The organism is Cribrihabitans neustonicus (assembly GCF_048820895.1).
GTDB classification, from domain to species: domain Bacteria; phylum Pseudomonadota; class Alphaproteobacteria; order Rhodobacterales; family Rhodobacteraceae; genus Cribrihabitans_A; species Cribrihabitans_A neustonicus.
On record NZ_JBMERQ010000001.1, the window covers coordinates 377142 to 402709 of the forward strand.

A 25568-nucleotide genomic window follows, 5' to 3' on the forward strand; every position below is an offset into this window, starting at 1 on the left:
CCGCGGCCTGCAAGAGGTCAGGCCCAGTCGAGCCGCTGCCCGGTCAGGCAGATGGGCAGGGCGTCGGCGGGAAGCTGGCCGAGCTGTTCGAACAGGGTGAAGTAGTCGAGCTGGCCGTAGGTCGCCGCGATCTTGCCGCCGCGAAACTGCAGCATCACCTGGCCCGTGGCGGACACCGGCACGCCCGTTCCGGCGCTCTCTCCGCTGAGCAGAAGCCGCGCTGCCAGCCAGTCACCCTGTTCCATCGACTGCACGATGGTGACCTTGATATTGCGCATAAGGTTGCGCAGCGCATCGAGGAAGGCCTCAAAGTCGGCCCGGCTCAGCTGCAGGGAAGGGACAACGCCGGAGGCGCTGGTTCCGGGCAGAAAGGTTTCGTCGATGGCGCTGAGATCGCCATCCCGCCAGGCCCGGTCGTACCAGTTTTGCAGCAGTTCCGCTTTAGAGTTGGTCACTTATGCTCCCTTTGGCTCTTTCCTGACCTGACCGCGCTGCCGGTCCCGGTTCACCGGCCTCTGCTGCGCCGGGCGCGGGCTCCACTTGCATTCCTGAAATCTGTTACGGGAAAAGGAAATAGCCCGGTTTGGCAGCGGTGCGCCACTGATGCGGTGCGGCCACACGCGCGGCAAAGCGGCGCAGGCCGGACACGAAGCGGCGGAACATCCGGATTGGAGAGGGCGGCTGAATGGCCGGGGGAGGGAAGTGCAGGTTTCTGTTGCCAGGTACCTGCGAACCCCGCCTTACGCGGCTAGGCGCAAGGGCTTAAAGTTCGGTTTTCCGGACTGCTTACGCAGCCAGGGCAACCGGAGCACGATTGTCGTTGGCAATTATGCTTAGCGGACCGATAACGGTGGTACCCCGCCGGGACAAAGCTAACCCTTTTACACGTTCGTCGATCCTGTTTCGGCCCCAAGTTCCCCCAACGAAGGTATCTGGTGGAGCCGCCGGGTACCGCCCCCGGGTCCGATCCGCTTATTATGAGCGCGTTTATGTCCATAGTTCCACGAGGGAACAGCCCTGATATAGGACAGGTTTTCCGGTTTGCAAAGGGGGGATGCCTGAATCCAGCGAGGATTCCGGGCTGTTATCCGGCGCGGAAAACAGGCGCTGCGCGGCAGGCGGTTTGCCAAGGGCCGAACCTGAAATCCGCGCCGGATTCCAGGCGGTCTTCCGCGCCGGAAAACAGCTGCCTCAGACCAGCCGGCGCAAGGGCGCGCTGTTGCAGAAGGTCACCACCTGCCCTCGGTTCTGAACCGCCTGGAAGCCGCGGGCGCTGACCTCGGCCAGGAAAGCCTCCATGCCGGCGTAGCGTTCGATGTCGCGGATCTTGCGGCGGATCACCTGGCCGTTCTGCACCGCCTTGCACTGAAAGACGCCGCGCATCCAGATTTCCGGAGAGAGGGGTGAGCCGGGGGTGCCCATACGGCAGATGCTGCCGCATCAGGGTTAGCAAAGCGTTGCTGCGCTCAAGCCCCGGTCCGCGCCGCGCGGGCGGCAAAGACGTCCGCCGCCAGCTTGCGGGTTTCGCGCTCCAGCTCCTGCAGCCCCTCGACCGCGGCAGCGCCGCTGCCTGCCTCGATCGCGTCGGCAATTTTCTGGTGCAGTGCGACGATGGCCTGCCGGTCGCGGGCGGTGAAGGTGATCATGTTCATCAAGGGCTGCATTGCCTCCACTGCGCCCGCAAGCTGATAGGACAGCACGGGGTTGCCCGCACCATCGACCAGCGCCCGGTGAAAGGCCACGTCCGAGGCGCAGAAGGCTTCGTCGGTCAGCCCCGGCTGCGACTGCCGGAAGATCTCCGTGCGCATCGTCGCCAGGTGGTCGGCGCTGCGCCGCTCGGCCGACAGGGGCGCGCAGGCCCGCTCCAGCGCATAGCGCGCCTCGCAGGCGGTGTCGAAACTCACTTCGTTCATCGACAGCAAGAGGGTCGAAGTGGTGATCTGCTGCGAATAGGCATCCTCGAAGCTGAGGCGGTTCACGAAAGCCCCGCCCGAGGCCCCGCGCTGGGTGCGGATCAGCGCCTGCGCCGCCAGCCGTTTCAGTGCCTCCCGCACCGTCGGCCGCGAGACCTGGAAGTGATCGGCCAGTTCCGCCTCCGACGGCAGCCGCTCGTCAACGTCCAGCTCGCCCGAGACGATCGCCTCGCGGATCGCCTGCGCTATCTGCACCGATAGCCCGGCAGAGCTGTTGGGGTCGATCTTCATGGGCCATTCCCGTTGCGGCGGCGCGGCGCCATCCGGGGCGCGGGGCACGATTTCATTTGTCTGACATTTAAAAGTCTGACATTTAAAACGCAAGCACCGAGTCGCGCCGGAGGCACCGGAGGGAGACCGGGGCGGCGCAGAGGGCGCACAGGGAGGGAAGCGGCATGAAGGCCATCGTGGCACAACAGATCCGCAGCATGGGCGGCTGGCACTGGCTGGCGCTGTTTGCGCTGATCCTCGGCGCCTGGGGACTGCTTTACGCGATGTCCGTGCCAGCCGATCTGCGCGCGGCGGGGGCCATCTACGGCGCCGATTTCTGGCGCGACTTCTGCACCCTCACACCGGATGCTGCCGGATACCTGCGCATCCTGGCGATGTGGGCGCTGATGTCGGCGGCGATGATGGCACCCACGGCGCTGCCCGCCTTTGCTACCTACGAGGACCTGTCGCACACCGCCGCGGAGACCAGCTTTGCCCGGCTCGCGGGCGGCTACCTCGCGGTCTGGCTCGGGTTTTCCGTGCTGGCGGCGGCGCTGCAGCTGGCGTTTTACCAGGCCGGGCTGCTGAACGCCTTCGGCGATGCCACTTCGCGGCTGCTGCCTGCGGCGGTTCTGATCGTGGCGGGGGCCTACCAGTTCTCGGGCGCGAAGGAGGCCTGCCTCAGCAAATGCCGCCGCCCGCTGACCTTCTTCATGCAGCACTGGGACGAAGGCCCGCTGCGCAACGGGCTGCGGCTGGGCCTTGTTTGCCTCGGCTGCTGCTGGGCGCTGATGCTGCTGGCCTTTGCGGGCGGCGTGATGAACCTCGCCTTCATGGGGCTCGCAACGCTGATCATGGTAATCGAGAAACTGCCTGAAATCGGCCGCTACGTGACCCGGCCGCTGGGCGCCGCGCTGCTGCTCTGGGCGGCGGGGCTGATCTTCAACATAGTCTGACCAAGGGAGAGAGTATCAATGGCACTTGACGCAGAAGTGGGCACCGTGCCCTGGACCATCAAAGGGGAGCTGATCCTCAACTGCAACTGCACCGTCTTCTGCCCCTGCGTGGTGTCGCTGGGCAAGCACCCGCCAACCGAAGGCCACTGCCAGGCCTGGGCCGGGGTGCGCATCGACGAGGGCGAGTACGGCGGCGAAGACCTGTCGGGCCTGAACGTCGGCCTGTTCCTGGAGATTCCCGGCAACATGGGCCGCGGCAACTGGAAGGCGGCGGCCTATATCGACGAGCGCGCCTCCGAAGAAGCCTATGACGCGCTGGTCAACATCTTCTCGGGTGCGGCCCGCGGCACGACCGGCCTGTTCTCCATGCTGGTGGGCGAGTTCCTCGGCGCCGAGCGCGCGCCGGTCACCTTCGAGACCGAAGGCAAGGAGCGCCGCCTGATGGTCGGCAAGAAAATCCAGGGTGCCGTGGTGCCGGTCGAGGGCAAGGACGGCAAGGACATCGTCGTGACCAACACCGAATACTGGATGGGCCCCGACATCACCGTCGCCACCGCCACCAAGGGCCGCGTGCGCGCCTTCGGCCGGGTCTGGGACTTCGACGGCCGTTCGGCCGAGATCTGCCAGATCGACTGGCACGGTCCCAAGTAGGCGGAGGGCAGGGCATGGCTAGCATTTTCCCCTCGCGCCGCGTCCGGCGCACGCCGTTTTCCCCCGGCGTCGAGGCCGCAGGCATGAAAGTCTGCACCGTCTACAACCGGATGATCCTGCCTTCGGTCTTTGCCAGCCAGGAGGAGGACTACCGCCATCTGAAGACCCATGTGCAGGTCTGGGACGTGGCCTGTGAGCGGCAGGTCGCGGTGCAGGGGAGGGACGCGCGCGAGCTGCTCGACCTGATCAGCCCGCGCGACCTCGACGGCATGGCGGCCGACCAGTGCTACTACATGCCCGCCATCGACCGCGACGGCGGCATGCTGAACGATCCCGTGCTGGTGAAACTGGCCGAGGACCACTACTGGATCTCGGTCGCCGACAGCGACTACCTGCACTACGTGCTTGGCATCGCCGATGCGCTGGCGCTGGACGTGCGGGTGTGGGAGCCGGACGTGAGCCCGCTGGCCGTCCAGGGGCCCAAGGCCGATGAGCTGATGGCCCGCGTCTTCGGCGAGGAGGCGAAGAGCATCCGCTTCTTCCGATACAAGCGGCTGCCGTTCCAGGATACCAGCTTCGTGGTGGCGCGCTCGGGCTACTCCAGGCAGGGCGGTTTCGAGATCTACGTCGAAGGCAGTCAATACGGCATGCCGCTTTGGGACGCGCTGTTTGCGGCGGGGGCGGACCTTGAGGTGCGGGCGGGCTGCCCCTCCACCATGGAACGGGTCGAAGGCGGGCTGCTCAGCTACGGCAACGACATGACGCGCGAGAACACCCCGTTCGAATGCGGCCTGGGCAAGTTCGTCAATTCGCCGCGTGATTACATCGGCAAGGCCGGGCTGATGGCGCGGGCCGAGCCCCAGCAGCAGATCCGCCCGGTGGAGATCAGCGGGGAGATCCCGCCGATCACCGCGCCCTGGCCGCTGCTGGCGGACGGCAGGCAGGTGGGTCAGGTCACCACCGCCACCTGGTCGCCGGACTTTGCCACCAACGTGTCGATCGCCATGGTTGCGCGCTCGCACTGGGACGCGGGCACCGTGCTGGAGGTGGAGACGCCCTTGGGCATGCGCCGGGCCGAGGTAAAGCCCGGCTTCTGGATTTGACGGCGCCCCGGGCGCCAATCGGAAATGCGGGCCAGCCCCGCGGAAAGGAGACAGGATGAAAGCTCTGATCGTACGCAAGGAGGGCGACGAGAAGCCCGTTGCCGCCGTCGAGGACATCACCGAGGACATGCTGCCCGAGGCAGAGGTCACCGTGGCGGTGGATTATTCCACCGTGAACTACAAGGACGGGCTCTGCATCGGCCCGGGCGGCGGTCTGGTGCGCAAGTACCCGCATGTGCCGGGCATCGACTTCGCGGGCACCGTGGAGGCCTCCTCGGATGACCGCTACAAGCCCGGCGACAAGGTGGTGCTCACCGGCTGGCGCGTGGGTGAGGCGCATTGGGGCGGCTATGCCCAGAAGGCGCGGGTGAAGGCCGACTGGCTGGTGCCGCTGCCCGCAGGCCTGGACACCCGGCAGGCAATGGCCGTGGGCACCGCGGGGCTGACCGCAATGCTCGCCGTGATGGCTCTGGAAGATCAGGGCATGGAAAAGGACCACGGTCCGGTGCTGGTGACCGGCGCTGCCGGCGGTGTCGGCTCGGTTGCGACCGCGATCCTTGCCAACCTGGGCTACGAGGTCGCCGCCGTCACCGGCCGCCCGGAGCAGGCCGACTATCTCAAGTCGCTCGGCGCCACTGAGATCGTCAACCGCCACGAGCTGACCGAGGTGACCCGCAAGCCGCTGGAAAGCGAGCGCTGGGCGGGCTGTGTCGATGCGGTCGGCGGCGCCATGCTGGGCCGGGTGCTGAAGCAGATGAAATACGGCACCTCGGTCGCCGCAATCGGCCTCGCGGGCGGCGCCGCCATCGAGGGCGCGCTGGTCACCCCGTTCATCCTGCGCGGCGTGAACCTCCTCGGCATCGACTCGGTGATGCAGCCGTTCGAGAACCGCCAGCGCGCCTGGCAGCGCATCGCGAAGGACCTGCCAATGGACAAGCTCGAGGCAATGGTGCAGCCCGCCACGCTTGCGGATCTGCCGGAGCTTGGAAAAGGCATCCTCAAGGGCCAGGTCAAGGGCCGCGTCGTGGTCGATGTGAACGCCTGAGCCCCCTGCATGATGGCGCCGGCCGGCCACTTGGTGGACGTCCGCGCCTGATGTGCTAGGTCTAGCGGTCCGGACGCGCGTCCGGGACCAGTATGTGTCGGAAAACGCGCGGCAATCGCCGCGCGTTATTTGTTAAAAGGTGCCAGTTGGAGTTACCCTAGGTCATCTCAATGCAGTTGCCGGGACCCGCAACAGGGGCCGCGGCAGGCTGACAGGGCGGGCCTGCGGCGCAACCGCGCCCCTGCCCGCATCGTATAACAGAGGGGAGGAAATCCGTGTTTTCAAAGATCATGGTGCCCGTCGACCTGGCCCATGCCAGCCGCCTGGACAAGGCGCTGCAGGCGGCCGCCGACATTGCGCACCGCAACAACCAGGCCGGCCTCGTGCTGGTCGGCGTGACCTCGGCGCTGCCTGGGTCTCTTGCGCATAACCCGAAGGAATACGGCGAGAAGCTCGACGCCTTTGCGTCAGACGTGGCCGGCCGCCACGGCCTCACGGTCAGCGGCCACACCTGCGTCAGCCACGACCCCGCCGTCGATCTCGACGTAACCCTGCTGCAGGCAGCCAAGGACATTGGCGCCGATCTGATCGTGATGGCCAGCCATATTCCGGGCATCAGCGACTACCTGTTCCACGCCCATGGCGGCCGCATCGCGGCGCAGGCGGACATCTCTGTACTGGTGGTGCGCGGCAGCTGACGCGCCGGCTGCCCGCTCAACCCTGCACAAGACCAAGAAAAAAAGGAGGCCTCGATGGCCGACGAAACCACAAATCAAGGCATCCCCGCCCCGGAGGGCGAATCCGATGTCATCGACACCGAATATGAAATCGGCCAGGACAATATCGAAACGAAGATCGGCCCGTTCGGGGTCGACATCCACAATCCCGTCTTCCTGATTTCGGGTGTGGCCATTGTCCTCTTCGTGTTCTACGCGCTGGCCCTTCCGGAGCAGGCCGCAAGCGTCTTCGGCTGGCTGCGCCCGGCGGTCACCAGCAGCTTCGACTGGTTCTTCCTCGGCGCTGCCGACATCTTCGTCCTGTTCTGCCTGTTTCTGATCGTCTCCCCCTGGGGCAGCGTGCGCATCGGCGGCAAGGAGGCGGCGCCCGACTACAGCTACCTCGGCTGGTTCGCGATGCTGTTTGCCGCGGGCATGGGCATCGGGCTGATGTTCTACGGCGTGAGCGAGCCCTTGAGCCACTACTCCACCGCGATGGGCGGCACCGCCGTGCCCGAAAGCGGCGGCGCGCGCACCGACTGGGCACCGCTGGGTGCCGCGGCGGGCGACCAGGCAGAGGCCGTGCGCCTCGGCATGGCGGCCACCATCTACCACTGGGCGCTGCATCCCTGGGCGATCTACGCCATCGTGGCGCTGGCGCTGGCGCTGTTCACCTACAACAAGGGCCTGCCGCTCACCATCCGCTCTGCCTTCTACCCGATCTTCGGCGAGCGGGTCTGGGGCTGGACCGGCCATGTGATCGACATCCTGGCGGTGTTCGCCACCCTGTTCGGCCTGGCCACCTCGCTCGGCTTCGGCGCGACCCAGGCCAATGCGGGCCTGTTCGAGCTGTTCGGGGTCCCCACCGGGGCCACTACCGAGGTGATCCTGATCTCCGCCATTACCGCCATTGCGCTGATCTCGGTGCTGCGCGGCCTCGACGGCGGCGTGAAGGTGCTGTCGGAGTTCAACATGGGGCTGGCGTTCCTGCTGATGATCTTCGTGCTGCTGGCCGGCCCGACGCTGCAGATCCTCTGGGGGTTCCTGTCCAGCCTCGGCGCCTATCTGGAGTATCTGCCCGCGCTCGCCAATCCGGTCGGCCGTGAGGACGTGAACTTCAGCCAGGGCTGGACCGCCTTCTACTGGGCCTGGTGGATCAGCTGGTCGCCCTTCGTTGGCATGTTTATCGCCCGCGTCAGCCGCGGCCGCACGGTGCGCGAGTTCATCATCTGCGTGCTGCTGATCCCCAGCCTCGTCTGCGTGCTGTGGATGAGCGTCTTTGGCGGCACCGCGATCCAGCAGGTGGTTTCCGACGGCTACACCGGGGCGCAGGACGCGGCCCTGGAGCTGCAGCTGTTCCGGATGCTGGGTGAGCTGCCGCTGGCCTCGATCACCTCCTTCATCGGCATCGTGCTGGTGATCGTCTTCTTCGTCACCTCCTCGGACTCCGGCTCGCTGGTGATCGACACCATCACCGCGGGCGGCAAGGTTGACGCGCCGGTGCCGCAGCGGGTGTTCTGGTGCATCTTCGAAGGTGCGGTCGCCATCGCGCTTCTGCTCGGCGGCGGGCTTGCGGCACTGCAGGCGATGGTGATCTCCACCGGTCTGCCCTTTACAATCGTGCTTTTGCTGATGTGCTGGGCGATTTTCAAAGGCCTGCGCACCGAAGCGCGCTGAAGCCTGCCTGACGAGACCCGAAAACGCCCCGGCCTTCCGCCGGGGCGTTTTTCCGTGCAGGGGACTGCGCGGAACAAGGCCGAAGGCCGCCGCGCATCGCCGGCGCGCGCCCAGGCGGCGGCGATTTGGCTGAGGCTTGGAGTGCCCTCGAACAGTCGTACGGACTTGGCGGCCATAAACTGCCAGCCACGATCCTCAGGATCGCCCCCGCGCGCGTCGGCAGCGCGCGGCTCCGCGCTTCCGTGCTGGCGGCGGGGCAGGGCGCTTGACCGCGCCTGCCGCCCTCCTTTACACATCTCTCTGTCCGGACTGCGCAAGCGGTTCCGGGCTGCCTGCGCTCCCTCCGACCACTCACGGGACCGCGGCTCGGCTGGAAGACCTGCCATGTTCCGGGGACCGTCCTCGTGCATGTGCGGGCAGATCCCCACCCGTGGCGCGCAAGTAGAGGAGACAGACGCGATGACCACCCTTGATCTGGACTTTGTCCGGGCCCAGTTCCCGGCCTTCTCGCAACCCTGCCTGGAGGGCCAGGCGTTTTTTGAGAACGCCGGCGGCTCCTACACCTGCCGTCAGGTGATCGATCGGCTTACCCGGTTCTACACCCAGCGCAAGGTGCAGCCCTATGCGCCCTACGAGGCCTCCCGCCTTGCGGGCGCCGAGATGGACGAAGCCCGCAGCCGCCTGGCCGCGCTGATGGGGGTGGAGACGGACGAGCTGAGCTTCGGCCCCTCGACCACGCAGAACACCTACGTCCTCGCGCAGGCCTTCCGCCAGCACCTGAACTCCGGCGATGCCATCATCGTTACCAATCAGGACCACGAGGCCAATTCCGGCCCCTGGCGGCGCCTGGCGGAATCGGGGATCGAGGTGCGGGAATGGCAGATCGACCCGCAGACCGGGCACCTCGACCCGGCCAGGCTGGAAGCGCTGCTGGATCCCAAGGTGCGGCTGGTCTGCTTCCCGCACTGCTCCAACGTGGTGGGGGAGATCAACCCGGTCGCCGAGATCACCGCCATCGCCCATGCTGCGGGGGCTTATGTCTGCGTCGATGGTGTCTCCTATGCGCCACACGGGCTGCCCGATGTGGGCGCGCTGGGGGCCGACATCTACATGTTCTCCGCCTACAAGACCTACGGGCCGCATCAGGGCGTGATGGTGATCCGCCGCGGGCTGGGAGAGGTGCTTCCGAACCAGGCGCATTTCTTCAACGCCGGAACACTCTACAAGCGCTTCACGCCGGCAGGCCCGGACCACGCCCAGGTCGCGGCCTCGGCGGGCATGGCGGACTATTTTGACGCGCTTGCCGCCCATCACGGCTGCACCGATACCGCCCCTTCCGCGCGCGGCGCCTTTGTGCACGACCTGATGCGCAAGCAGGAGGTCTCCCTGCTGCAGCCTCTGCTGGATGCGGTGAAAACCCGCAACGGCCTGCGCCTCCTCGGCCCCGGTGAGGCCAGCTGCCGCGCCCCCACCGTGGCACTGGCCCTCAATCGCCCGGCCGAGCCGGTTGCCGCCCAGCTCGCCGAACACGGCATCATGGCGGGCGGCGGCGATTTCTACGCGGTGCGCGCGCTTCATGCGATGGGCATTGATCCGGGCGAGGGCGTCCTGCGTGTCAGCTTCACCCATTACACCGCGCCCCAGGAGGTCGCGCGGCTGATCGAGGCGCTGGACCGGGTCCTCTAGCGCCGCAGCAACAAGGAGCCCGCATCGTGAGCAGCCAAGCCCCGAGGATCTGGTGGATCCGCCGCGACCTGCGGCTCGCCGACAACCCGGCGCTCACCGCGGCGGCGAAGGACGGCGCGCCGGTGATCCCGGTCTATATCCTTGACGATCAGGAGGAGGACCTTGGTGCTGCGCCCAAGTTCCGCCTCGGCCTCGGGCTTGGCCATCTTGGCAAGACGCTGGAGAAGGCGGGCTCCCGCCTGATCCTGCGCCGCGGACCCGCGCTGGAGGTGCTGCGCAAGCTGGTGCAGGAGACCGGCGCACGCGCCATCCACTGGGAGCGGCTTTATGACCCGCAGGCGATTACCCGCGACAAGGATGTCAAGGCTGCACTGACGCAGGACGGGCTGGAGGCCGCCTCCCACGGCGGCCGCCTGATGTTCGAACCCTGGACGGTGGAGACCAAGACCGGCGGGATGTACAAGGTCTACACGCCCTTCTGGAAGGCAGTGCGGGCCCGCGAGGTGGCCGAGCTGCTGCCTGCGCCGCGGCTCAATACCCCCGAAGACTGGCCCGCAAGCGATAACCTGCAAGACTGGGACATGGGCGCCGCCATGCGCCGCGGCGCCGATGTGGTCGCCGCCCATTGCTGCGTCGGCGAAGAGGCCGCGCGCGGCCGTCTGGAGGAGTTCCGCAGCGAACGGCTCAGTGACTACAAGGAAAAGCGCGATCTGCCGGGCACCAGCGGCACCTCGAACCTGTCGGAAAACCTCGCCTGGGGCGAAATCAGCCCGCACCGCATGTGGCACGCCGGCCGGGACGCGATGCAGCACGGCAGCAAGGGGGCGGAGACCTTCCTCAAGGAAATTGTCTGGCGCGAGTTCGCCTACCACCTGATGTTCCACTCCCCGCATATCCTCGACCAGTCTTGGCGCGAAGAATGGCAGAGGTTCCCCTGGCGCGGGAATGAGGACGGGAACGTCACCGCCTGGCAGCGCGGCCAGACCGGCTACGACTTTGTCGATGCTGCGATGCGCGAGCTCTACACCACCGGCCGGATGCACAACCGGGCCCGGATGATCGCCGCGAGTTTCCTCACCAAGCACTTGATGGTGCACTGGAAAATCGGGCTCAAGTGGTTCGGGGACTGCCTGGTGGACTGGGACCCTGCTTCAAACGCGATGGGCTGGCAATGGGTGGCTGGCTCCGGCCCCGACGCCAGCCCCTTCTTCCGCATCTTCAACCCGGAGGGCCAGCTCGGGAAATTCGACCCCAAGGGCGCCTACGTCCGCCGCTGGATCGCCGAAGGCCAGGAGGAGCCTCCCGAAACCGCCCGGGCTTTTTTCGACGCGATCCCGCTCAGTTGGGACCTCTCCCCGGACATGCAGCGCGCCCAGCCCATCATCGGCCTCCAGGAGGGGCGCGAACGCGCGCTCGAAGCCTACCACGGCAACAGAAACACAAGCTGACAAACAGTTTTCTTGCCAGACCCCCGCCTGCGTCCTAGCATTTTTACCAGAGGTTGCAGGAGATACGGGATGATTTTGACCGATACCCAGGGCCAGAAGGATCTGCCGCGCTACTTCCCGCAGGTCTTTGCCAAGGTGCAGCAGATGCAAGGCGGCCAGCTCGACATTCACCTGCCGGACGGGCGCATCTTCCGCGCCAAGGGCAGAGGGCCCGGCCCGGTGGCGGACCTGCACATCCACCACCCGGACTGCTTCGCCCGGCTGATCCGCGAAGGCGACCTCGGCTTCTCCGATGCCTATCTGGAAGGCTGGTGGAGCAGCACCGACCTGCAGGCCTTCATGGATCTTGTGCATATCGAGGCCGAGACCGCCTATGACGATTTCCGCGGCCAGGCGCTTTTGCGCGCTTACGAGCGCTTCCGCTTCTGGCTGCACCGCAACCACCGCAGCCAGGCAAAGAAGAACATCTCTTATCACTATGATCTTGGGAACGAATTCTACGGTCTCTGGCTCGATGACACGATGACCTATTCCAGCGCCCTGTTCCGGGACGGACAAGACAGCCTGGAGGCAGCACAGCGCGCCAAATACGCCTCACTGGTGGACCAGATGGGGGTGAAACCGGGTGACCACGTGCTGGAGATCGGCTGCGGCTGGGGCGGTTTTGCCGAATATGCCGCGAAGGAGCGCGGCCTGCGCGTCACCGGGCTCACTATCAGCCAAGAACAGTTGAAGTACGCCCAGCAGCGCATTGAAAAGGCAGGGCTATCCGGCCGGGTCGAGTTGCGCATGCAGGACTACCGGGACTGCAGGGGCACCTTTGACGGCATCGCCTCGATCGAGATGTTCGAGGCCGTGGGAGAGAAATACTGGCCTGCCTATTTCAACACCATCCGCGACCGGCTGAAGCCCGGCGGCAGGGCGACGCTGCAGATCATCACCGTTGCCGACAAGCGCTGGGAGGTCTACCGCAAGGGTGTCGACTTCATCCAGAAGCACATCTTCCCCGGCGGCATGCTGCCCTCGCCGAAAGTGCTGCGCGAGCAGGTGGAGAAGGCCGGCCTCGGCGTCGTCCGCTCGATCGAGTTCGGCGACAGCTACGACCAGACCCTGCGGCGCTGGCACGATACCTTCAACAGCCATTGGGAGCAGATCGCCAGCCTGGGTTTTGACGACCGCTTCCGCAAGATGTGGAACTTTTACCTCACCTCTTGCGCTGGCGCCTTCAAATCGGGAAATTGCGACGTGACGCAGATCACCATCGCGCGCCGCTGATCCCAAGTCCGGGGCAGGGACGCGCCCGCAAGGAGCCGACCTGATGCCAAACGGAGCCCGAGCCACCGCCGCACTGTCGCTGGCGCTTCTGGGTTTTGCCGTCTCCTTTCTGGTGATGCCCCTGATGCCGGAAGGCACCGACTTCGGTTATTTCGTGCATGTGAACACCGCCCTGGGCCTGGTATGCGGCTGGGTTGTGATGGGCAAGCGCGCGGGCCGCGGCCTGGTGCCCGCCATTAACAACGGGCTCACCGGCATGGCGGTGATGGTGCTCTGGGCGCTGTTCATCCAAGGCGCCTGGGAGATGTTCCGCCTCGCCATGCGCCACCGCTACGATGGCCCGTTCGAAGCGCTGTCGCAGATCTTCGTGATCGCACTCGACTACTTTTTCGTCATCGCCGTGCCGGCTGTGCTGCTGACGCTGGTCATCGGCGGAGTCATGGCGGGGCTTGCGACCGAAAACGCCTCCCGCCGCTGGCGCTAGGCAAGTTCACTTTTAAATAACAGGTTATATCCCGTGGCTGATCTCTTTCTCTATGGCACCCTGCGCCATCTTCCCTTGCTTGAACTGGTGCTGGGCCGCGCAGGCCAGGCGCTGAATGCCGAAGCCGCCCGGCTGCCGGGCTTCGGCGTCTTCCAAGTGAAGGGCCAGCCCTTCCCGTCAATCGAGGAGTGCGCAGGCATGGAGGCCGAGGGCATCCTGGTGCGGGACCTTTCCGCGGACGATCTCGATGCGCTCAATTTCTACGAAGGCGGGTTCGACTACGCGCTGAAGCCTGTCTCCGTGCTCTGCGCGGACGGACGGGAGGCCCGGGCCGAGGTCTACTTTCCCGAGCCGGGCCAGTGGGAAACCGCCGGGCCGTGGGACCTCGCCGCCTGGGTGCGCGATTGGGGGGCGCTCTCCCTGCGCGCCGCCGAGGAGGTGATGGCCTACCGCGGGCGGATGACGGCCGCCGAAGTGGCGGAGGTATTCCCGTCGGTGCGCCGCCGCGCCGCGGCCTGGCTTGCGGCCCGGGCACGGCCTTCGGACCCGGCGCATGACCTCGCGCAGGACGTCATCGTGCACGAGCACCGCCGCGCCTACATGAACTTCTTCGCGATGGAAGAGATGGACCTCCAGTTCCGCCGCTATGATGGCAGCATGAGTCCGGTTCTGACCCGCTGCGCCCCGATGGCCGGACACGCCGCGGTGGTGCTGCCCTATGACCCCGTGCGCGACGAGGTGCTGCTGGTCGAACAGTTCCGCACGCCGCCTTTCATGATGGGCGAAGCCAGCCCCTGGATGTGGGAGCCGGTGGCGGGCGTCATCGACCCGGGCGAGACCCCGGAGCAGACCGCCATCCGCGAGGCGCAGGAAGAAGCGGGCGTTACCATCACCAGGCTTGAGCCGGTCACCCGCGCCTATCCCTCCAGCGGCGCCCTGGCCGAGGTGATCTTCATCTTTGTCGGCCTCACCGACCTCCGCGATATCAACGGCGGCGGCGGCGTCGCGGGGGAGGGCGAGGATCTGCGCAGCCAGCGCCTCAGCTTCGGCGAGCTGATGGTGGGAATCGACACGCAGATCTATCAGGACCTGCCGCTGGTCACCGCGGCGCTGTACCTCGCGCGTCACCGTGAAAGGCTGCGCTCAGCCGCGCCTTGATCCGCTTCGCGCCTTGTGAAGCGGCACACCCTTGGCTACATCTTCGAATGAACGATCGAAAGGGATACCATGCGCATTGCACGCGATCTGGCTGACGCCATCGGCCACACGCCTCTTATCCGCCTCAACCGGGTCAGCGACGAAACCGGCTGCGAGATCCTCGGCAAGGCGGAGTTCATGAACCCCGGCCAGTCGGTGAAGGACCGCGCCGCGCTCTACATAATCAAGGACGCCGTCGCCCGCGGCGAGCTGAAGCCCGGCGGCACCATCGTCGAAGGCACCGCCGGCAACACCGGCATCGGCCTTGCGCTGGTCGGCGCCTCAATGGGTTTCAAAACGGTGATCGTGATCCCGGAAACCCAGTCCGAGGAAAAGAAGGACATGCTGCGGCTGGCGGGCGCGCAGCTGGTGCAAGTGCCGGCGGCCCCTTACAAGAACCCCAACAACTACGTGCGCTATTCCCAGCGCCTCGCCGAGAAGCTCGCTAAGACCGAGCCGAACGGCGCGATCTGGGCCAACCAGTTCGACAACGTGGCAAACCGCCAGGCCCATGCGGAAACCACCGGCCCGGAGATCTGGGAGCAGACCGGCGGCAAGGTCGATGGCTTCGTCTGCGCCGTGGGCTCCGGCGGTACCCTCGCGGGCGTGGCCGAGGCGCTGCAGCCCAAGGGCGTGAAGATCGGCCTCGCCGACCCGATGGGCGCCGCGCTCTATTCCTACTACACCGAGGGCGAGCTGAAGTCCGAAGGCACCTCCATTACCGAGGGCATCGGCCAGGGCCGCATCACCAAGAACCTCGAAGGCTTCACCCCCGATTTCAGCTACCAGGTGCCGGACGACGAGGCGCTGCCTTATGTCTTTGACCTGCTGCACGAGGAAGGCCTTGTGCTGGGCGGCTCCTCCGGCATCAACGTGGCGGGCGCGGTGCGCCTGGCCAGGGATCTGGGCAAGGGCAAGACCATCGTCACCGTCCTCTGCGACTATGGCACCCGCTACCAGTCCAAGCTGTTCAATCCCGAGTTCCTGCGCGAGAAGAACCTGCCGGTGCCGGAGTGGATGACCCACACGCCGGCCTCCATTCCCGGTGTTTTCGAGGACGTATGACACCCATATTTTCCGCTCTCCGGAGCCTGATTTTGGGGCTGGCCGTGATGGCCAGTCTCGTTTTGCCCGCATTTGCCCAGCTGAATTCGCAAGACCGCGCCTATTTCGAGCGCTGGATCCGCACCGCAGAACGTGCCGAGGAAGTGATCGACGCCCGCCGCGCCTCCAATGCCGCGATGGAGCAGCTGCGCACGGAACTCACCGATTTCCGCCAGACGTTCCTCAATGCCCGCGCGGAGAATGCGGACCGCATCCAGACCGTTCAGGCCCAGCTCGACGCCCTTGGCGATCCGCCCGGGGAAGGAGACAGCGAGCCGGAGGATATTGCGGCCCTGCGTGCGGCGCTGAACACCCAGCTCGACCACCTGAAGGTGCCGCGCACGGTGTCCCAGGTTGCCTACAACCGTGCCGACGGGCTGATCGGCGAGATCGACAAGATCATCCGCGAGCGCCGCACCGAAAGGCTGCTGGAGCGCGGGCCCTCTCCGCTCAATCCGGAGAACTGGGGTACCGCCTTCCGCACGCTGGCCCGCGCGGCCCAGGGCCTCTGGAATGAGACCCTGACCCAGGCCACCAGCGACACCACGCGCGAGAAGGCCCGCAAGAACCTGCCGGCGATCATCTTCCTGCTGGTGATGGCCGCGCTCCTTATCTTCCGCGGCCGCCCCTGGGCGCATTCCGCGGGCGACTACCTGCGCCAGTTCGGCAGCAGCGGCCGCGGTGTCTGGGGCTTCATCGTCTCGCTCTTGCAGGTCGGCCTGCCGCTCTTGGGCATCATCTTTGCCGTCGGCGCGGTGAACCTCGCAGGTCTCACTGGTGCGCGCGGCTCGTTCCTCCTGGACTTCGTGCCGGGCTGGGCCTTCCTGATCCTGTCCTTTCACTGGCTCGGAAACCAGCTCTTTACCAGCAGGATCGACAACGACCTGATCCCGGTGCAGGAGGGGCGGCGCAACATCACCCAGCTGATGGTCGACGTGCTCGCCATTGTACTGGTGCTGCAGGATGCGCTCTCCAAGATGGCCGAGCTGGAAAACGTCGCCGAGCCTGCCCATGCCGTGCTCAGCTTCCCGCTGATCCTGGCCGCGGCGCTGGTGCTTCTGCGGCTGCACCGGATCGGCGCAAAGCGGCGCAAGCAGCAGGAAGGCGAAGAGGATGACGGCGACGACGGCGCCATCGCCACCGGTGCAGGCCACCTGTTCTCGCTGGTGCGCCGCGCGATCTACTTTCTGGGCTTCCTCTCGCCGGTGCTGGCCGCGGCAGGCTACGTGAACGCGGCCGAAGCGCTGATCTACCCGGCGGTATTGACGCTGGCGCTGCTGGCCACGCTCCTGGTGCTGCACCGCTTCTTCGGCGACATCTACGGCTGGCTCTCGGGCAAGGGGCAGGCGGCGCAGGATTCGCTGTTTTCGGTGCTGATCGGCTTTGTGCTCGCGCTCCTCGCGCTGCCGCCGCTGGCGCTGATCTGGGGCGCGCGGGTCGCGGACCTGACCGAATTGTGGTCGCAGTTCCTCGAAGGCTTCCAGTTCGGCGAGACCCGCATCTCGCCCACCGCCTTCCTCACCTTTGCCGTGGTCTTCGCCACCGGTTATGCACTGACCCGGCTGCTGCAAAGCTCGTTGCGCAGCTCGCTGCTGCCCAAGACCAAGATCGACCCCGGCGGGCAGAACGCGATTGCCGCGGGCCTTGGCTATGTCGGCATCTTCCTCGCCGCGGTGGTGGCGATCTCCATGGCCGGGCTCGACCTCTCCTCGCTTGCCATCGTCGCCGGTGCGCTTTCGGTTGGCATCGGCTTCGGCCTGCAGACGATTGTGTCGAACTTCGTCTCCGGCATTATCCTTTTGATCGAACGCCCGATTTCCAAGGGCGACTGGATCGAGGTGGGCGGGCTGATGGGTTATGTGCGCGACATCTCGGTGCGCTCGACCCGGATCGAAACCTTCGACCGCACCGACGTGATCGTGCCGAACTCCGACCTGATCTCCGGCACCGTCACCAACTACACCCGCGGCAACACCGTGGGCCGGGTGATCGTGCCGGTGGGCGTGGCCTATGGCACCGACCCGCGCAAGGTTGAAAAGATCCTGGGCGAGGTCGCCAAGGGCCACCCGATGGTGCTGATGAACCCGGCGCCGACCGTTGTGTTCCAGGGTTTCGGGGCGGATTCGCTCAACTTCGAGATCCGCGCCATCCTGCGGGACGTGAACTGGGTGCTCTCGGTGAAATCCGACATGAATTACGAGATCGCCAAACGCTTGGATGAGGCCGGGATCGAGATCCCCTTCGCACAGCGCGACATCTGGCTGCGCAACCCCGAAACCCTGTATCAGCCGCCGCAGGGCAGCCGCTCTTTCGGCGGCGGCGCCAGCGCGGAAGAAACGCCCCGTCCGGGCCGGGAGCCGGCTTCCGGCCCGCCGCCCAAGCCGGATGTGAGTGACCTGCAGAGCGACAGCACGGAAGGAGACGCCGATGGCGAAAAGTGAGCCCCTCTATCTCAGCGGCACCTATGACCGCTCGGCGGAGACCTGCGTCGCGGAGATCACCGGGCAGGGCGGGGTGGTGCTGGAGGAAACCCTCTTCTACCCGAAAGGCGGCGGCCAGCCCGGCGACAGCGGGCGGCTCGAATGGGAGGGCGGCGCCTGCGCCATTGCCACCACGGTGAAGGACAAGGACGGCCACGCGGTGCTGTTCCCGGCGGAGGGCGAAACCCTGCCGCCCGAGGGCGCGCAGGTTTGCCAGATCCTGGATTGGGAGCGCCGCTACGGCCACATGCGCGTGCACACCGCGCTGCATCTTCTGTCGGTGGTGCTGCCCTTCGGGGTCACCGGCGGCTCGATTGGCGAAACCAAGGGCCGCCTCGACTTCGACATGGAAGAAGCGCCTGCCGACAAGGAAGGCCTGCAGGAGCATCTTCAGACCCTCATCGACCGCGACCTGGAAGTCACCCAGAAGTGGATCACCGAGGAAGAGCTCGACGACAACCCGCAGCTGGTGAAGACCATGTCCGTTGCCCCGCCGCGCGGCGCCGGCCGGGTGCGGCTGGTGCGGATCGGCACCGGGGACGAGCAGGTGGACCTGCAGCCCTGCGGCGGCACCCACGTCAAGAAGACCGGCGAAATCGGCCGCATCCGGATCGGCAAGATCGAGAAGAAGGGCCAGCACAACCGCCGCGTCTATCTGCATCTGGAGACCTGAAAAAAACTTTGCGGGGGCGGCGCATTTTTTGCCGTTCGGGCTCTTGCAATTCCCCCGCCGATCCGTCAAAAGCCCCCTCAACGGAGAGGTGGCCGAGTGGTCGAAGGCGCACGCCTGGAAAGTGTGTAGGCGGGAAACCGTCTCCAGGGTTCGAATCCCTGTCTCTCCGCCATAATTCCCTCGACATCATGAGCATGCATGCCCGTTGTGGCTGAATCGCCCGCGGCAAATCAAGGGCGCTTTGCCGGTCGGGCCCGGGGTGATTCGCCGGCCGCTCCGCGCTGCCCGGGGAGCCGGAAACAAAATCCGCGTTTTCAAGCGATTGGCCCCGGGTTTTGGCGTAAACCGCCAGTAAATTTGTGCGGGTCAATCAAAAATACCGGCGTTTGCAGCTGCCACGGGATTTGTTGCCCCAATGGAAACATTCCGGCATGCGGCTTGCGGCCGATAGCGGCTCTTTACCGGCTGTTACCACTCCTGCCGCAAAATCGCCGCAAGATAGGGAAACAATCGCTGCTGTCCGCCTCCGGAGCAGCGGCGCTTCCGGAGCCTAAGTCCCGTGGCAAGAGGGTTTTTAGATGGTTTTTTAGCTTTGTGCCGGAAATTCGCTCCGGTAAGGATTGGAGGCCCATTGGGGGTGCCTCCTGCCGATGTCCCGGGGGCCGCTGCGCGTGCGTCCGCTCAGCGCGATGCTTGCAGGGATGCGGCGGGCCGGCAGCTGCCACCGGGCTCCCCGGAGTATTTCCGTCAGCGCTGGGGGCGCGTGCAGCCGGATCCGCGGCACGGAATTTGATTGGGGGTGTGGTGCGCCGCCGGGCTTGAGGGCCGGGCGGCATGCCGGGGGAAAGGGAACAGGTAATGGCAACTAATTTCGACAATCCGTATTCGGCAAATCTGGTCGGCCTTTGGGATTTCCGCGAAGGCTACGAGACCCGCGATACCGGGCTGGACGACGGCATCGCGCAGGATGGCGCGGCCGCGGGCCACGCCGGCTTTGGCGGCGGCTGGCTGGTCAACGGCGGCAACCGGAGCGGTTTTGTCGTCGGCGGCAGCCAGGACGCGCCCTTTGACCTCGACCAAGGCAGCATCATCACCTCCTTCCAGCCCGCCGCCCTGCCGGACTCGGGTGTCCAGACCCTGCTCAGCCGCGGGCTTGCCTCCACGGGCGGCAGTGACGCCTCGCACCTGGAAATCCGCATCACCAGCGACGGCGCGGTGGAGATCTCCCATGCCAGCGGCGGCCAAGCCGTGCTGCTCAGCACCGGCCCCGGCTTCTACACCGGCGGCGATCTGCTCAAGGTCACCTACGGCTGGACTGACGGCGGCGTCACTATGCAGGCCGAAAACCTGACGCAGGGCACGAGCACCAGCGCGGGCGAGGATGTCTCCGGCATGACGCTGGACGTGACCGGCGCGGATGAAAGCAGCTTCGTGATCGGGGCGGCCGGCAATGGCGCGCAGACCTTCCAGGGCGCGGTCGACTATGTTGCGGTGCTGGATGGCGATGTCACCAAGGAAGGGCTCGACGGCATCGTCGAAGGCACCGCTGGCGATGACGTGATTGACACCGCCTACACCGGCGATCCGGACGGCGACCGCATCGACAACGGCGATGCCATCGACCCCGCGGCAGGGCCGGACGACGATCTGGTTCACGCAGGCGGCGGGGACGACACCGTGATTGCCGGCGCGGGCAGCGATACCGTGCACGGCGGCTCCGGATCCGACGTGATTCAGGGCGGCGCGGGCAATGACGTGCTCGAAGGCGACAGCGACGCGCCTGGTGCAGGCAGCAGCAGCCGCGAGGTGTTCCAGTGGGATCTCGCGCCCGATCCGGATGACGGCGGGCAGGTCGACGATGGTGACGATCTAAGTGGCGGTTTCAGCCAGGACACCGGCAATGTCACCGTCACATACAGCCAGACCGGCGCCAGCACCGGCGTGGTGAACCGGTTCTCCGACACCTTGCAGTATACCGGCAACATCGACACCGGCGGCGGCGCGGCCGACAGCCGCTCGGGACTTGCCTCGGTTACCAACGGGCAGGACAACCGCGCCACGCACCAGCTCGAGTTCTCCGATCCGGTGGAAAATGTCTCCTTCCGGATCAACGACATCGACGGCGGCGGTGCAGTGCGGGTTACTGCGCTCGACAGCGCGGGCCAGCCGATCACCGTGAATCTCTCCGGCGGCCCAGCCGTCAGCACGCGGGATACCGACGGGGTTCCGGGGGATGACACCGGCGTTTCGGATGGCAGCTACGCCGATGACGATAACCCCAACTACTCCCTCCTGGTGACGATCCCGGGGCCGGTTTCCGCCATCGTGATCGAACATGGACAACCCGGCAGCGGCAACTCCGGCATCCATGTGACCGACATCTACTACGACGCGCTGGACCCGGCCGGCCCGGTGATGCCCGGCAACGACACCATCGAAGGCGGCGATGGAGACGACGTGATCCTGGGCCAGGAGGGCGACGATTCGCTCATGGGCGGCGACGGCTCCGATTCCATCGAGGGCGGCGCCGGCGATGATGTGATCACCGGCGGCCACGGCAGCGACAGCCTGTCGGGCGGCGACGGGCGCGATGTGTTCCTGGGCGGCAACGCGGGCGATATTGTGGATGGCGGCTCGGGCGGTGATGATTTCGACACGCTCGACCTCCAGGGAACGCGTTTCGAGATCGCAGACCGCACGCTGGATGCCGATGGCAACAGTTTTTCCGGCACCATCAACTTCCTCGGCGACGATGGCGCAGTCACCGGTTCGATGCAGTTCCGCGAGATCGAGCGCATCGTGCCCTGTTTCACCCCCGGCACACTGATCGCCACGCCGGAGGGCGAGCGTCCGGTGCAGGGCCTGCAGGCAGGCGACCGGGTGATCACGCGGGACAATGGTATCCAGGCAATCCGCTGGATCGGCGCGCGCACGCTGAATGCGGCGGAGCTCGCCGGTGCTCCGCATCTGCTGCCGGTGCGCATCCGCCGTGGCGCGCTCGGCAACGGGCTGCCGGAACGCGACATGCTGGTAAGCCCCAACCACCGGGTGCTGATCGCCAATGACAAGACCGCGCTGTATTTCGAGGACCGCGAAGTTTTGGTCGCCGCGAAGCACTTGACCGGCTTGCCGGGGGTGGAGCAGGTGGAGAGCCTGGAGACGGTCACTTACATTCACTTCATGTTCGATCAGCACGAGGTCGTGCTCTCGGACAGCGCCTGGACCGAGAGCTTCCAGCCCGGCGACCAGACCCTGCGCGGGCTGGACAGCGCGCAGCGCAACGAGGTGTTCGAACTGTTCCCGGAACTGAAATCGGAACAGGGCCGCGCGGACTATGCCGCGGCGCGGCGGGCGCTGAAGAAACATGAGGCGCAGCTGCTGGTGCATTGACTGCCCGGGTCCGCACCGCGCGGGAGGAGGCGGCGCGGACCGCAGCAGACACCGGAGGGCGGGGCCAAGCATGCCCCGCCTTTTTTCGTGCATGCAACCGGGAGAGCAGCGCTGGTCACAGTATCATTTTCCGGATCATTTTCCGGTTTGTGCCTTGAAGTCAGGGAGCTGCCCGGCTCTCCCGCCACTTGGCCCAGGCCTCTGGCGTGTCGAGATCGGTGAGCGCGCGGTTGCCGGGGAGGGGGATCTTCAAGACCTCCTCTCCAGCGAGAATGGAGCGGCCGCCCTGATCACCCTCGAGCGCCTGCAACGCGGCAAAGCAGCGGCGCGGAAATAGCACGGGATGGCCCGGCGTGCCGTCCTGCGCAGAGGCGCGCAGAATTGGGCTCTGCGGCCCGCCCTGCCGGGCGGCAAGCTGCATCATGTCCTGCGTGGTGATCTCCGGCATGTCGGCGGGCAGGATCATGACCGCATCGGTTTCACCCGGCAGCGCCGTGACGCCGCGGCGGATCGAGGCGGCCATGCCTTCGGCCGCGTCCGGAACGGCAACCGGCGTGGCACCGCGGATCGCTGCGGCGCGCGGGTGGGAGAGGCCGGGCAAGGTGACGAAGACCGGCAACCCGGTCAGCGCGGCGCGGCGGCACATCCGGGTGATCAGGGGCTGGCCGTCTACATCTTCCATCAGTTTGTCCGCACCGCGCATCCTGGAGGAGGCGCCGGCGGCGAGGAGGAGGATGGCGGTCCTGGTCATGACGAAATGCCTGTTCGAGGGGAGGAGGCGGGAGCCTCCGGCGGGGATATTTTTAGCAAGAGGAAGGGCGGGGTCCAGAGGCTCGCGGCAGGTCAAAACTTCTGACCTGTTGTTTCGCGCGCGAAACATCGGGGCAGGCAGGCTGCCGCATCCGTTGCGGGCTTCCCGCGCTGAAACCGCGCGGCGCCGCGGCAACGGCAGAGAGACAGGTCAGGCGCGCTGACCTGTCCAAGGGGTTTTCAGCCGCGCATGCGGGCGCCGTCGGCGTCGAACAGCGGCGTGGTGATGAGGCGGGCCTTGTGCATCTTGCCGAGGATCTCGATCTCCACTTCCAGCCCGTCGCGGGCGTTTTCCGCCGGCACGAAACCGAGAGCGACGGATTGCTGCGCGTGGTGCGAGTAGCCGCCGGAAGTGCAGAAACCCGCCACCGCGCCGCCGAGCCAGATCGGCTCGTAGGCGGTCACATCGGCGTCGCCGGCCTCCACAGCGAAGGCGCAGAGCTTGCGGGCGGGGCCTGCCTTGCGTTCGGCCTCGGCGGCGGCGCGGCCGATGAAATCGGCATCCTTCCCCCAGGCGATGAACCGGTCGAGGCCGGTTTCGGCCGCAGTATAGTCCGGCGAGAATTCCCGCAGCCAGGAGCCGAAGAACTTGTCGAGCCGGAGCGACATCATCGCGCGCATGCCGAAGGGTTTCATGCCGTGCGGCTGGCCGGCCTCCCAAAGCGTGTTCCAGAGCGCGCGCTGGCTGGGGAGATCGCAGAAGATCTCGAAGCCGAGGTCGCCGGTGTAGCTCACCCGCTGCACGATGCAATCGGCCATGCCGACGGTGAGGCGGCGCACGTCCATGAAGCGCATGTCCGAGATGTCTTGCCGCGTGCAGGATTGCAGGACCTCCCTGGCGCGGGGGCCTGCGATCTGGAAGCCGGTACGGGTGTCGGAGATGTTTTCGACCCGGACGCCCTCCGTCCCGTTCTGCTGGAACCAGCGCATGTGGTAGGCTTGGCTGCCGTAAGAAGCGGTGAGCTGGAATTCATCCTCGCTGAGGCAGGAGATGGTGAAGTCGCCGATCAGCCGGCCTTTGGGGGAGAGCATCGGGGTGAGCGACAGGCGGCCCGGCTGCGGCACACGGCCGGCCATGATGCGGTCGAGCCAGGCGCGGGCGCCGGAGCCGGTGACGCGGTATTTGCCGAAGTTGTGGGTCTCGTTGATGCCGACGGATTCGCGCACCGCCTTCACCTCGCGCGCGGTGGCGGCAAAGGCGTTGGAGCGGCGGAAGGAGGGGGTCTCAAACCGGGGTTCGCCGGCTTCGGCGAAGTAGTTCGGCACTTCCAGCCCGTATTGCGCGCCCCAGACCGCGCCCATCTTGTCGAAGATGTCATACATCGGTGTGGTGCGGAACGGGCGGGCGGCGGGCAGCTCCTCGTTCGGGTAGGCGATGGAGAAGCGTTTCTGATAGTTTTCCACGACTTTGGGGCGGGTATAGCCGGGAGTGATCCAGTCGCCGAAGCGGGCGCAGTCCATCGCGAAAGTGTCGCGCTCGCATTCGCCCTCGACCATCCATTGGGCCAGCATCAGGCCGACGCCGCCGCCCTGGCTGAAGCCCGCCATCACCGCGCAGGCGGACCAGTAATTGCGCATGCCGGGCACCGGGCCGACCAGCGGGTTGCCGTCGGGGGCGAAGGTGAAGGGGCCGTGGATCACCGATTTGACGCCCGCGGCTTCAAGCGCCGGGAAGCGCTTGTAAGCAAAGGCGATGGAGTCCTCGATCTTGTCGAAGTCGTCTGGCAGCAGCTCGTGGCCAAAATTCCAAGGCGTGCCGTCCACCGCCCAGGGTTTGCAGGGCTGTTCGTAGAAGCCGATGCAGAGTCCGCGGCCCTCCTGCCTCAGATAGCTTTCGCCGGCCGGGTCCATCACATGGGGGTGTTCCTTGCCGTCGGCCATCATCTGCTGGATCAGCGGCACCTCGTCGGTGACGATATACTGGTGCTCCATCGGGTGCAGCGGGAAGTAGACGCCTGCCATGGCGCCGACCTCGCGCGCCCAGAGACCGCCGGCATTGACCACATGTTCGGCGTGGATGGTGCCCTTTTCCGTTACCACGTCCCAGGTGCCATCGGGGCGCTGGTTGGTCTCGATGACTTTGCAGTGGGTCTCGATGGTGGCGCCGCCCATGCGTGCGGCCTTGGCGTAGGCGTGGGTGGTGCCGGAGGGGTCGAGGTGGCCGTCGAGCGGGTCGTAGAGCCCGCCGACAATGCCTTCGGTATTGGTGACGGGGGCGATGTTGGCGATTTCCCCGGGGCTTACGATCTCTGTTTCAAGTCCCATGAAGCGGTGCTTGGCGCGCTCCGCCTTCAGCATGTCAAAGCGCTCCTGGGTGTCGGCGAGGGTGACGCCGCCGACGTGGTGCAGGCCGCAGGACATGCCGGTGAGAGCTTCGAGTTCCTTGTACAGCTTGATGGTGTAGCCCTGCAGGGCGGCCATGTTGGTGTCGCCGTTGAGCGTATGGAAGCCGCCTGCCGCGTGCCAGGTGGAGCCGGAGGTGAGCTCGGAGCGTTCGATCAGCATGACGTCGGACCAGCCGAGCTTGGTCAGATGGTAGAGAACGGAGCAGCCGACAACGCCGCCGCCGATCACTGCCACGCGGGTGGTGGTTTTCATGGCGCCTCTCCCTGGTTTGGTGCTGCCCTGCATTCTGGACAGAAGTGAACAGTAGTCCAGCACAAAAGCGGCGCAGGGTGTCGTTTCCGTTT

General features: G+C 66.3%; 20 protein-coding genes, 1 tRNA gene and 1 other RNA gene. 16 read left to right on the forward strand and 6 right to left on the reverse strand.

The genetic code is table 11. The features are described from left to right. Positions 1-17 precede the first annotated feature (17 nt). The 4 genes from ACOHWE_RS01825 to ACOHWE_RS01840 form a co-directional block, all read right to left on the reverse strand. Positions 18-455 carry an ester cyclase gene (locus tag ACOHWE_RS01825; RefSeq protein ID WP_420663675.1) on the reverse strand — a complete coding sequence of 146 codons (438 nt, stop codon included), beginning with the start codon at positions 453-455 and terminating at the stop codon, positions 18-20. A gap of 246 nt (positions 456-701) precedes the next feature. Then, positions 702-1052: a transfer-messenger RNA gene (ssrA, locus tag ACOHWE_RS01830) on the reverse strand. 139 nt (positions 1053-1191) lie between these two features. Next, positions 1192-1383, reverse strand: a complete 192-nt coding sequence (locus tag ACOHWE_RS01835; RefSeq protein ID WP_420663676.1) for an aspartate aminotransferase — start codon at positions 1381-1383, stop codon at positions 1192-1194. 83 nt (positions 1384-1466) lie between these two features. Then, positions 1467-2204: a FadR/GntR family transcriptional regulator gene (locus ACOHWE_RS01840; protein ID WP_420663677.1), complete on the reverse strand. Its 738-nt coding sequence runs from the start codon at positions 2202-2204 to the stop codon at positions 1467-1469. Positions 2205-2368: 164 nt separating this feature from the next. Here ACOHWE_RS01840 and ACOHWE_RS01845 point away from each other — a divergent pair, with 164 nt between their 5' ends. The 16 genes from ACOHWE_RS01845 (at position 2369) to ACOHWE_RS01920 (ending at position 22068) form a co-directional block, all read left to right on the forward strand. Further along, a complete protein-coding gene (locus tag ACOHWE_RS01845) occupies positions 2369-3139 on the forward strand; it encodes a DUF2182 domain-containing protein (protein ID WP_420663678.1) in 771 nt (256 codons plus the stop codon). A gap of 18 nt (positions 3140-3157) precedes the next feature. Beyond that, entirely contained in the window at positions 3158-3790 is a 633-nt protein-coding gene (locus ACOHWE_RS01850; protein ID WP_420663679.1) for a DUF1326 domain-containing protein, read from the forward strand. A gap of 14 nt (positions 3791-3804) precedes the next feature. Then, positions 3805-4893, forward strand: a complete 1089-nt coding sequence (locus tag ACOHWE_RS01855; RefSeq protein WP_420663680.1) for a dimethylsulfoniopropionate demethylase — start codon at positions 3805-3807, stop codon at positions 4891-4893. Between the two features lie 55 nt (positions 4894-4948). Further along, positions 4949-5938, forward strand: a complete 990-nt coding sequence (locus tag ACOHWE_RS01860) for an MDR family oxidoreductase (protein WP_420663681.1) — start codon at positions 4949-4951, stop codon at positions 5936-5938. Between the two features lie 275 nt (positions 5939-6213). Next, positions 6214-6636: a universal stress protein gene (locus ACOHWE_RS01865; RefSeq protein WP_420663682.1), complete on the forward strand. Its 423-nt coding sequence runs from the start codon at positions 6214-6216 to the stop codon at positions 6634-6636. A gap of 54 nt (positions 6637-6690) precedes the next feature. Beyond that, the gene (locus tag ACOHWE_RS01870; RefSeq protein ID WP_420663683.1) at positions 6691-8331 is read left to right on the forward strand and encodes a BCCT family transporter; all 1641 of its coding nucleotides are present in this window, start codon (positions 6691-6693) and stop codon (positions 8329-8331) included. 459 nt (positions 8332-8790) lie between these two features. Beyond that, a complete protein-coding gene (locus ACOHWE_RS01875; protein ID WP_420663684.1) occupies positions 8791-10017 on the forward strand; it encodes an aminotransferase class V-fold PLP-dependent enzyme in 1227 nt (408 codons plus the stop codon). Between the two features lie 26 nt (positions 10018-10043). Beyond that, positions 10044-11465, forward strand: a complete 1422-nt coding sequence (locus ACOHWE_RS01880) for a cryptochrome/photolyase family protein (RefSeq protein WP_420663685.1) — start codon at positions 10044-10046, stop codon at positions 11463-11465. A gap of 69 nt (positions 11466-11534) precedes the next feature. After that, positions 11535-12740, forward strand: coding sequence for a class I SAM-dependent methyltransferase (locus ACOHWE_RS01885; RefSeq protein ID WP_420663686.1), 1206 nt, complete (start codon positions 11535-11537; stop codon positions 12738-12740). A gap of 43 nt (positions 12741-12783) precedes the next feature. Further along, positions 12784-13224: a TrgA family protein gene (locus ACOHWE_RS01890; protein ID WP_420663687.1), complete on the forward strand. Its 441-nt coding sequence runs from the start codon at positions 12784-12786 to the stop codon at positions 13222-13224. 33 nt (positions 13225-13257) lie between these two features. After that, positions 13258-14382, forward strand: coding sequence for an NUDIX domain-containing protein (locus ACOHWE_RS01895; RefSeq protein WP_420663688.1), 1125 nt, complete (start codon positions 13258-13260; stop codon positions 14380-14382). 69 nt (positions 14383-14451) lie between these two features. After that, on the forward strand, positions 14452-15486 hold the full coding sequence (locus tag ACOHWE_RS01900) for a cysteine synthase A (RefSeq protein WP_420663689.1): 1035 nt from the start codon (positions 14452-14454) through the stop codon (positions 15484-15486). Between the two features lie 47 nt (positions 15487-15533). Further along, on the forward strand, positions 15534-17966 hold the full coding sequence (locus tag ACOHWE_RS01905; RefSeq protein ID WP_420663690.1) for a DUF3772 domain-containing protein: 2433 nt from the start codon (positions 15534-15536) through the stop codon (positions 17964-17966). Next, the gene (locus ACOHWE_RS01910) at positions 17953-18678 is read left to right on the forward strand and encodes an alanyl-tRNA editing protein (protein ID WP_420663692.1); all 726 of its coding nucleotides are present in this window, start codon (positions 17953-17955) and stop codon (positions 18676-18678) included. Before ACOHWE_RS01905 ends, ACOHWE_RS01910 begins: the two co-directional genes overlap by 14 nt. A gap of 82 nt (positions 18679-18760) precedes the next feature. After that, positions 18761-18850: transfer RNA gene (locus tag ACOHWE_RS01915), tRNA-Ser, on the forward strand. A 686-nt stretch (positions 18851-19536) separates the two neighbouring features. Beyond that, positions 19537-22068: a Hint domain-containing protein gene (locus ACOHWE_RS01920; RefSeq protein ID WP_420663694.1), complete on the forward strand. Its 2532-nt coding sequence runs from the start codon at positions 19537-19539 to the stop codon at positions 22066-22068. A 160-nt stretch (positions 22069-22228) separates the two neighbouring features. Here ACOHWE_RS01920 and ACOHWE_RS01925 read toward each other — a convergent pair whose 3' ends face one another. Continuing rightward, positions 22229-22819 (reverse strand): nucleotidyltransferase family protein, encoded by a 591-nt coding sequence (locus ACOHWE_RS01925; RefSeq protein ID WP_420663696.1) that lies wholly within the window; start codon positions 22817-22819, stop codon positions 22229-22231. Positions 22820-23058: 239 nt separating this feature from the next. After that, on the reverse strand, positions 23059-25476 hold the full coding sequence (locus ACOHWE_RS01930) for a GcvT family protein (protein ID WP_420663697.1): 2418 nt from the start codon (positions 25474-25476) through the stop codon (positions 23059-23061). Positions 25477-25568 lie beyond the last annotated feature (92 nt).

What these genes read in the sequence shown, in the direction of transcription:
- ACOHWE_RS01910 (WP_420663692.1), top strand. Translation starts at nt 17,953, where the DNA reads ATGGCGAAAAGTGAGCCCCTCTATCTCAGCGGCACCTATGACCGCTCG.
- ACOHWE_RS01850 (WP_420663679.1), top strand. Translation starts at nt 3,158, where the DNA reads ATGGCACTTGACGCAGAAGTGGGCACCGTGCCCTGGACCATCAAAGGG.
- ACOHWE_RS01860 (WP_420663681.1), top strand. Translation starts at nt 4,949, where the DNA reads ATGAAAGCTCTGATCGTACGCAAGGAGGGCGACGAGAAGCCCGTTGCC.
- ACOHWE_RS01905 (WP_420663690.1), top strand. Translation starts at nt 15,534, where the DNA reads ATGGCCAGTCTCGTTTTGCCCGCATTTGCCCAGCTGAATTCGCAAGAC.
- ACOHWE_RS01900 (WP_420663689.1), top strand. Translation starts at nt 14,452, where the DNA reads ATGCGCATTGCACGCGATCTGGCTGACGCCATCGGCCACACGCCTCTT.
- ACOHWE_RS01835 (WP_420663676.1), bottom strand. Translation starts at nt 1,383, where the DNA reads ATGCGCGGCGTCTTTCAGTGCAAGGCGGTGCAGAACGGCCAGGTGATC.
- ACOHWE_RS01875 (WP_420663684.1), top strand. Translation starts at nt 8,791, where the DNA reads ATGACCACCCTTGATCTGGACTTTGTCCGGGCCCAGTTCCCGGCCTTC.
- ACOHWE_RS01925 (WP_420663696.1), bottom strand. Translation starts at nt 22,819, where the DNA reads ATGACCAGGACCGCCATCCTCCTCCTCGCCGCCGGCGCCTCCTCCAGG.
- ACOHWE_RS01930 (WP_420663697.1), bottom strand. Translation starts at nt 25,476, where the DNA reads ATGAAAACCACCACCCGCGTGGCAGTGATCGGCGGCGGCGTTGTCGGC.
- ACOHWE_RS01920 (WP_420663694.1), top strand. Translation starts at nt 19,537, where the DNA reads ATGGCAACTAATTTCGACAATCCGTATTCGGCAAATCTGGTCGGCCTT.
- ACOHWE_RS01845 (WP_420663678.1), top strand. Translation starts at nt 2,369, where the DNA reads ATGAAGGCCATCGTGGCACAACAGATCCGCAGCATGGGCGGCTGGCAC.
- ACOHWE_RS01840 (WP_420663677.1), bottom strand. Translation starts at nt 2,204, where the DNA reads ATGAAGATCGACCCCAACAGCTCTGCCGGGCTATCGGTGCAGATAGCG.
- ACOHWE_RS01885 (WP_420663686.1), top strand. Translation starts at nt 11,535, where the DNA reads ATGATTTTGACCGATACCCAGGGCCAGAAGGATCTGCCGCGCTACTTC.
- ACOHWE_RS01870 (WP_420663683.1), top strand. Translation starts at nt 6,691, where the DNA reads ATGGCCGACGAAACCACAAATCAAGGCATCCCCGCCCCGGAGGGCGAA.
- ACOHWE_RS01855 (WP_420663680.1), top strand. Translation starts at nt 3,805, where the DNA reads ATGGCTAGCATTTTCCCCTCGCGCCGCGTCCGGCGCACGCCGTTTTCC.
- ACOHWE_RS01890 (WP_420663687.1), top strand. Translation starts at nt 12,784, where the DNA reads ATGCCAAACGGAGCCCGAGCCACCGCCGCACTGTCGCTGGCGCTTCTG.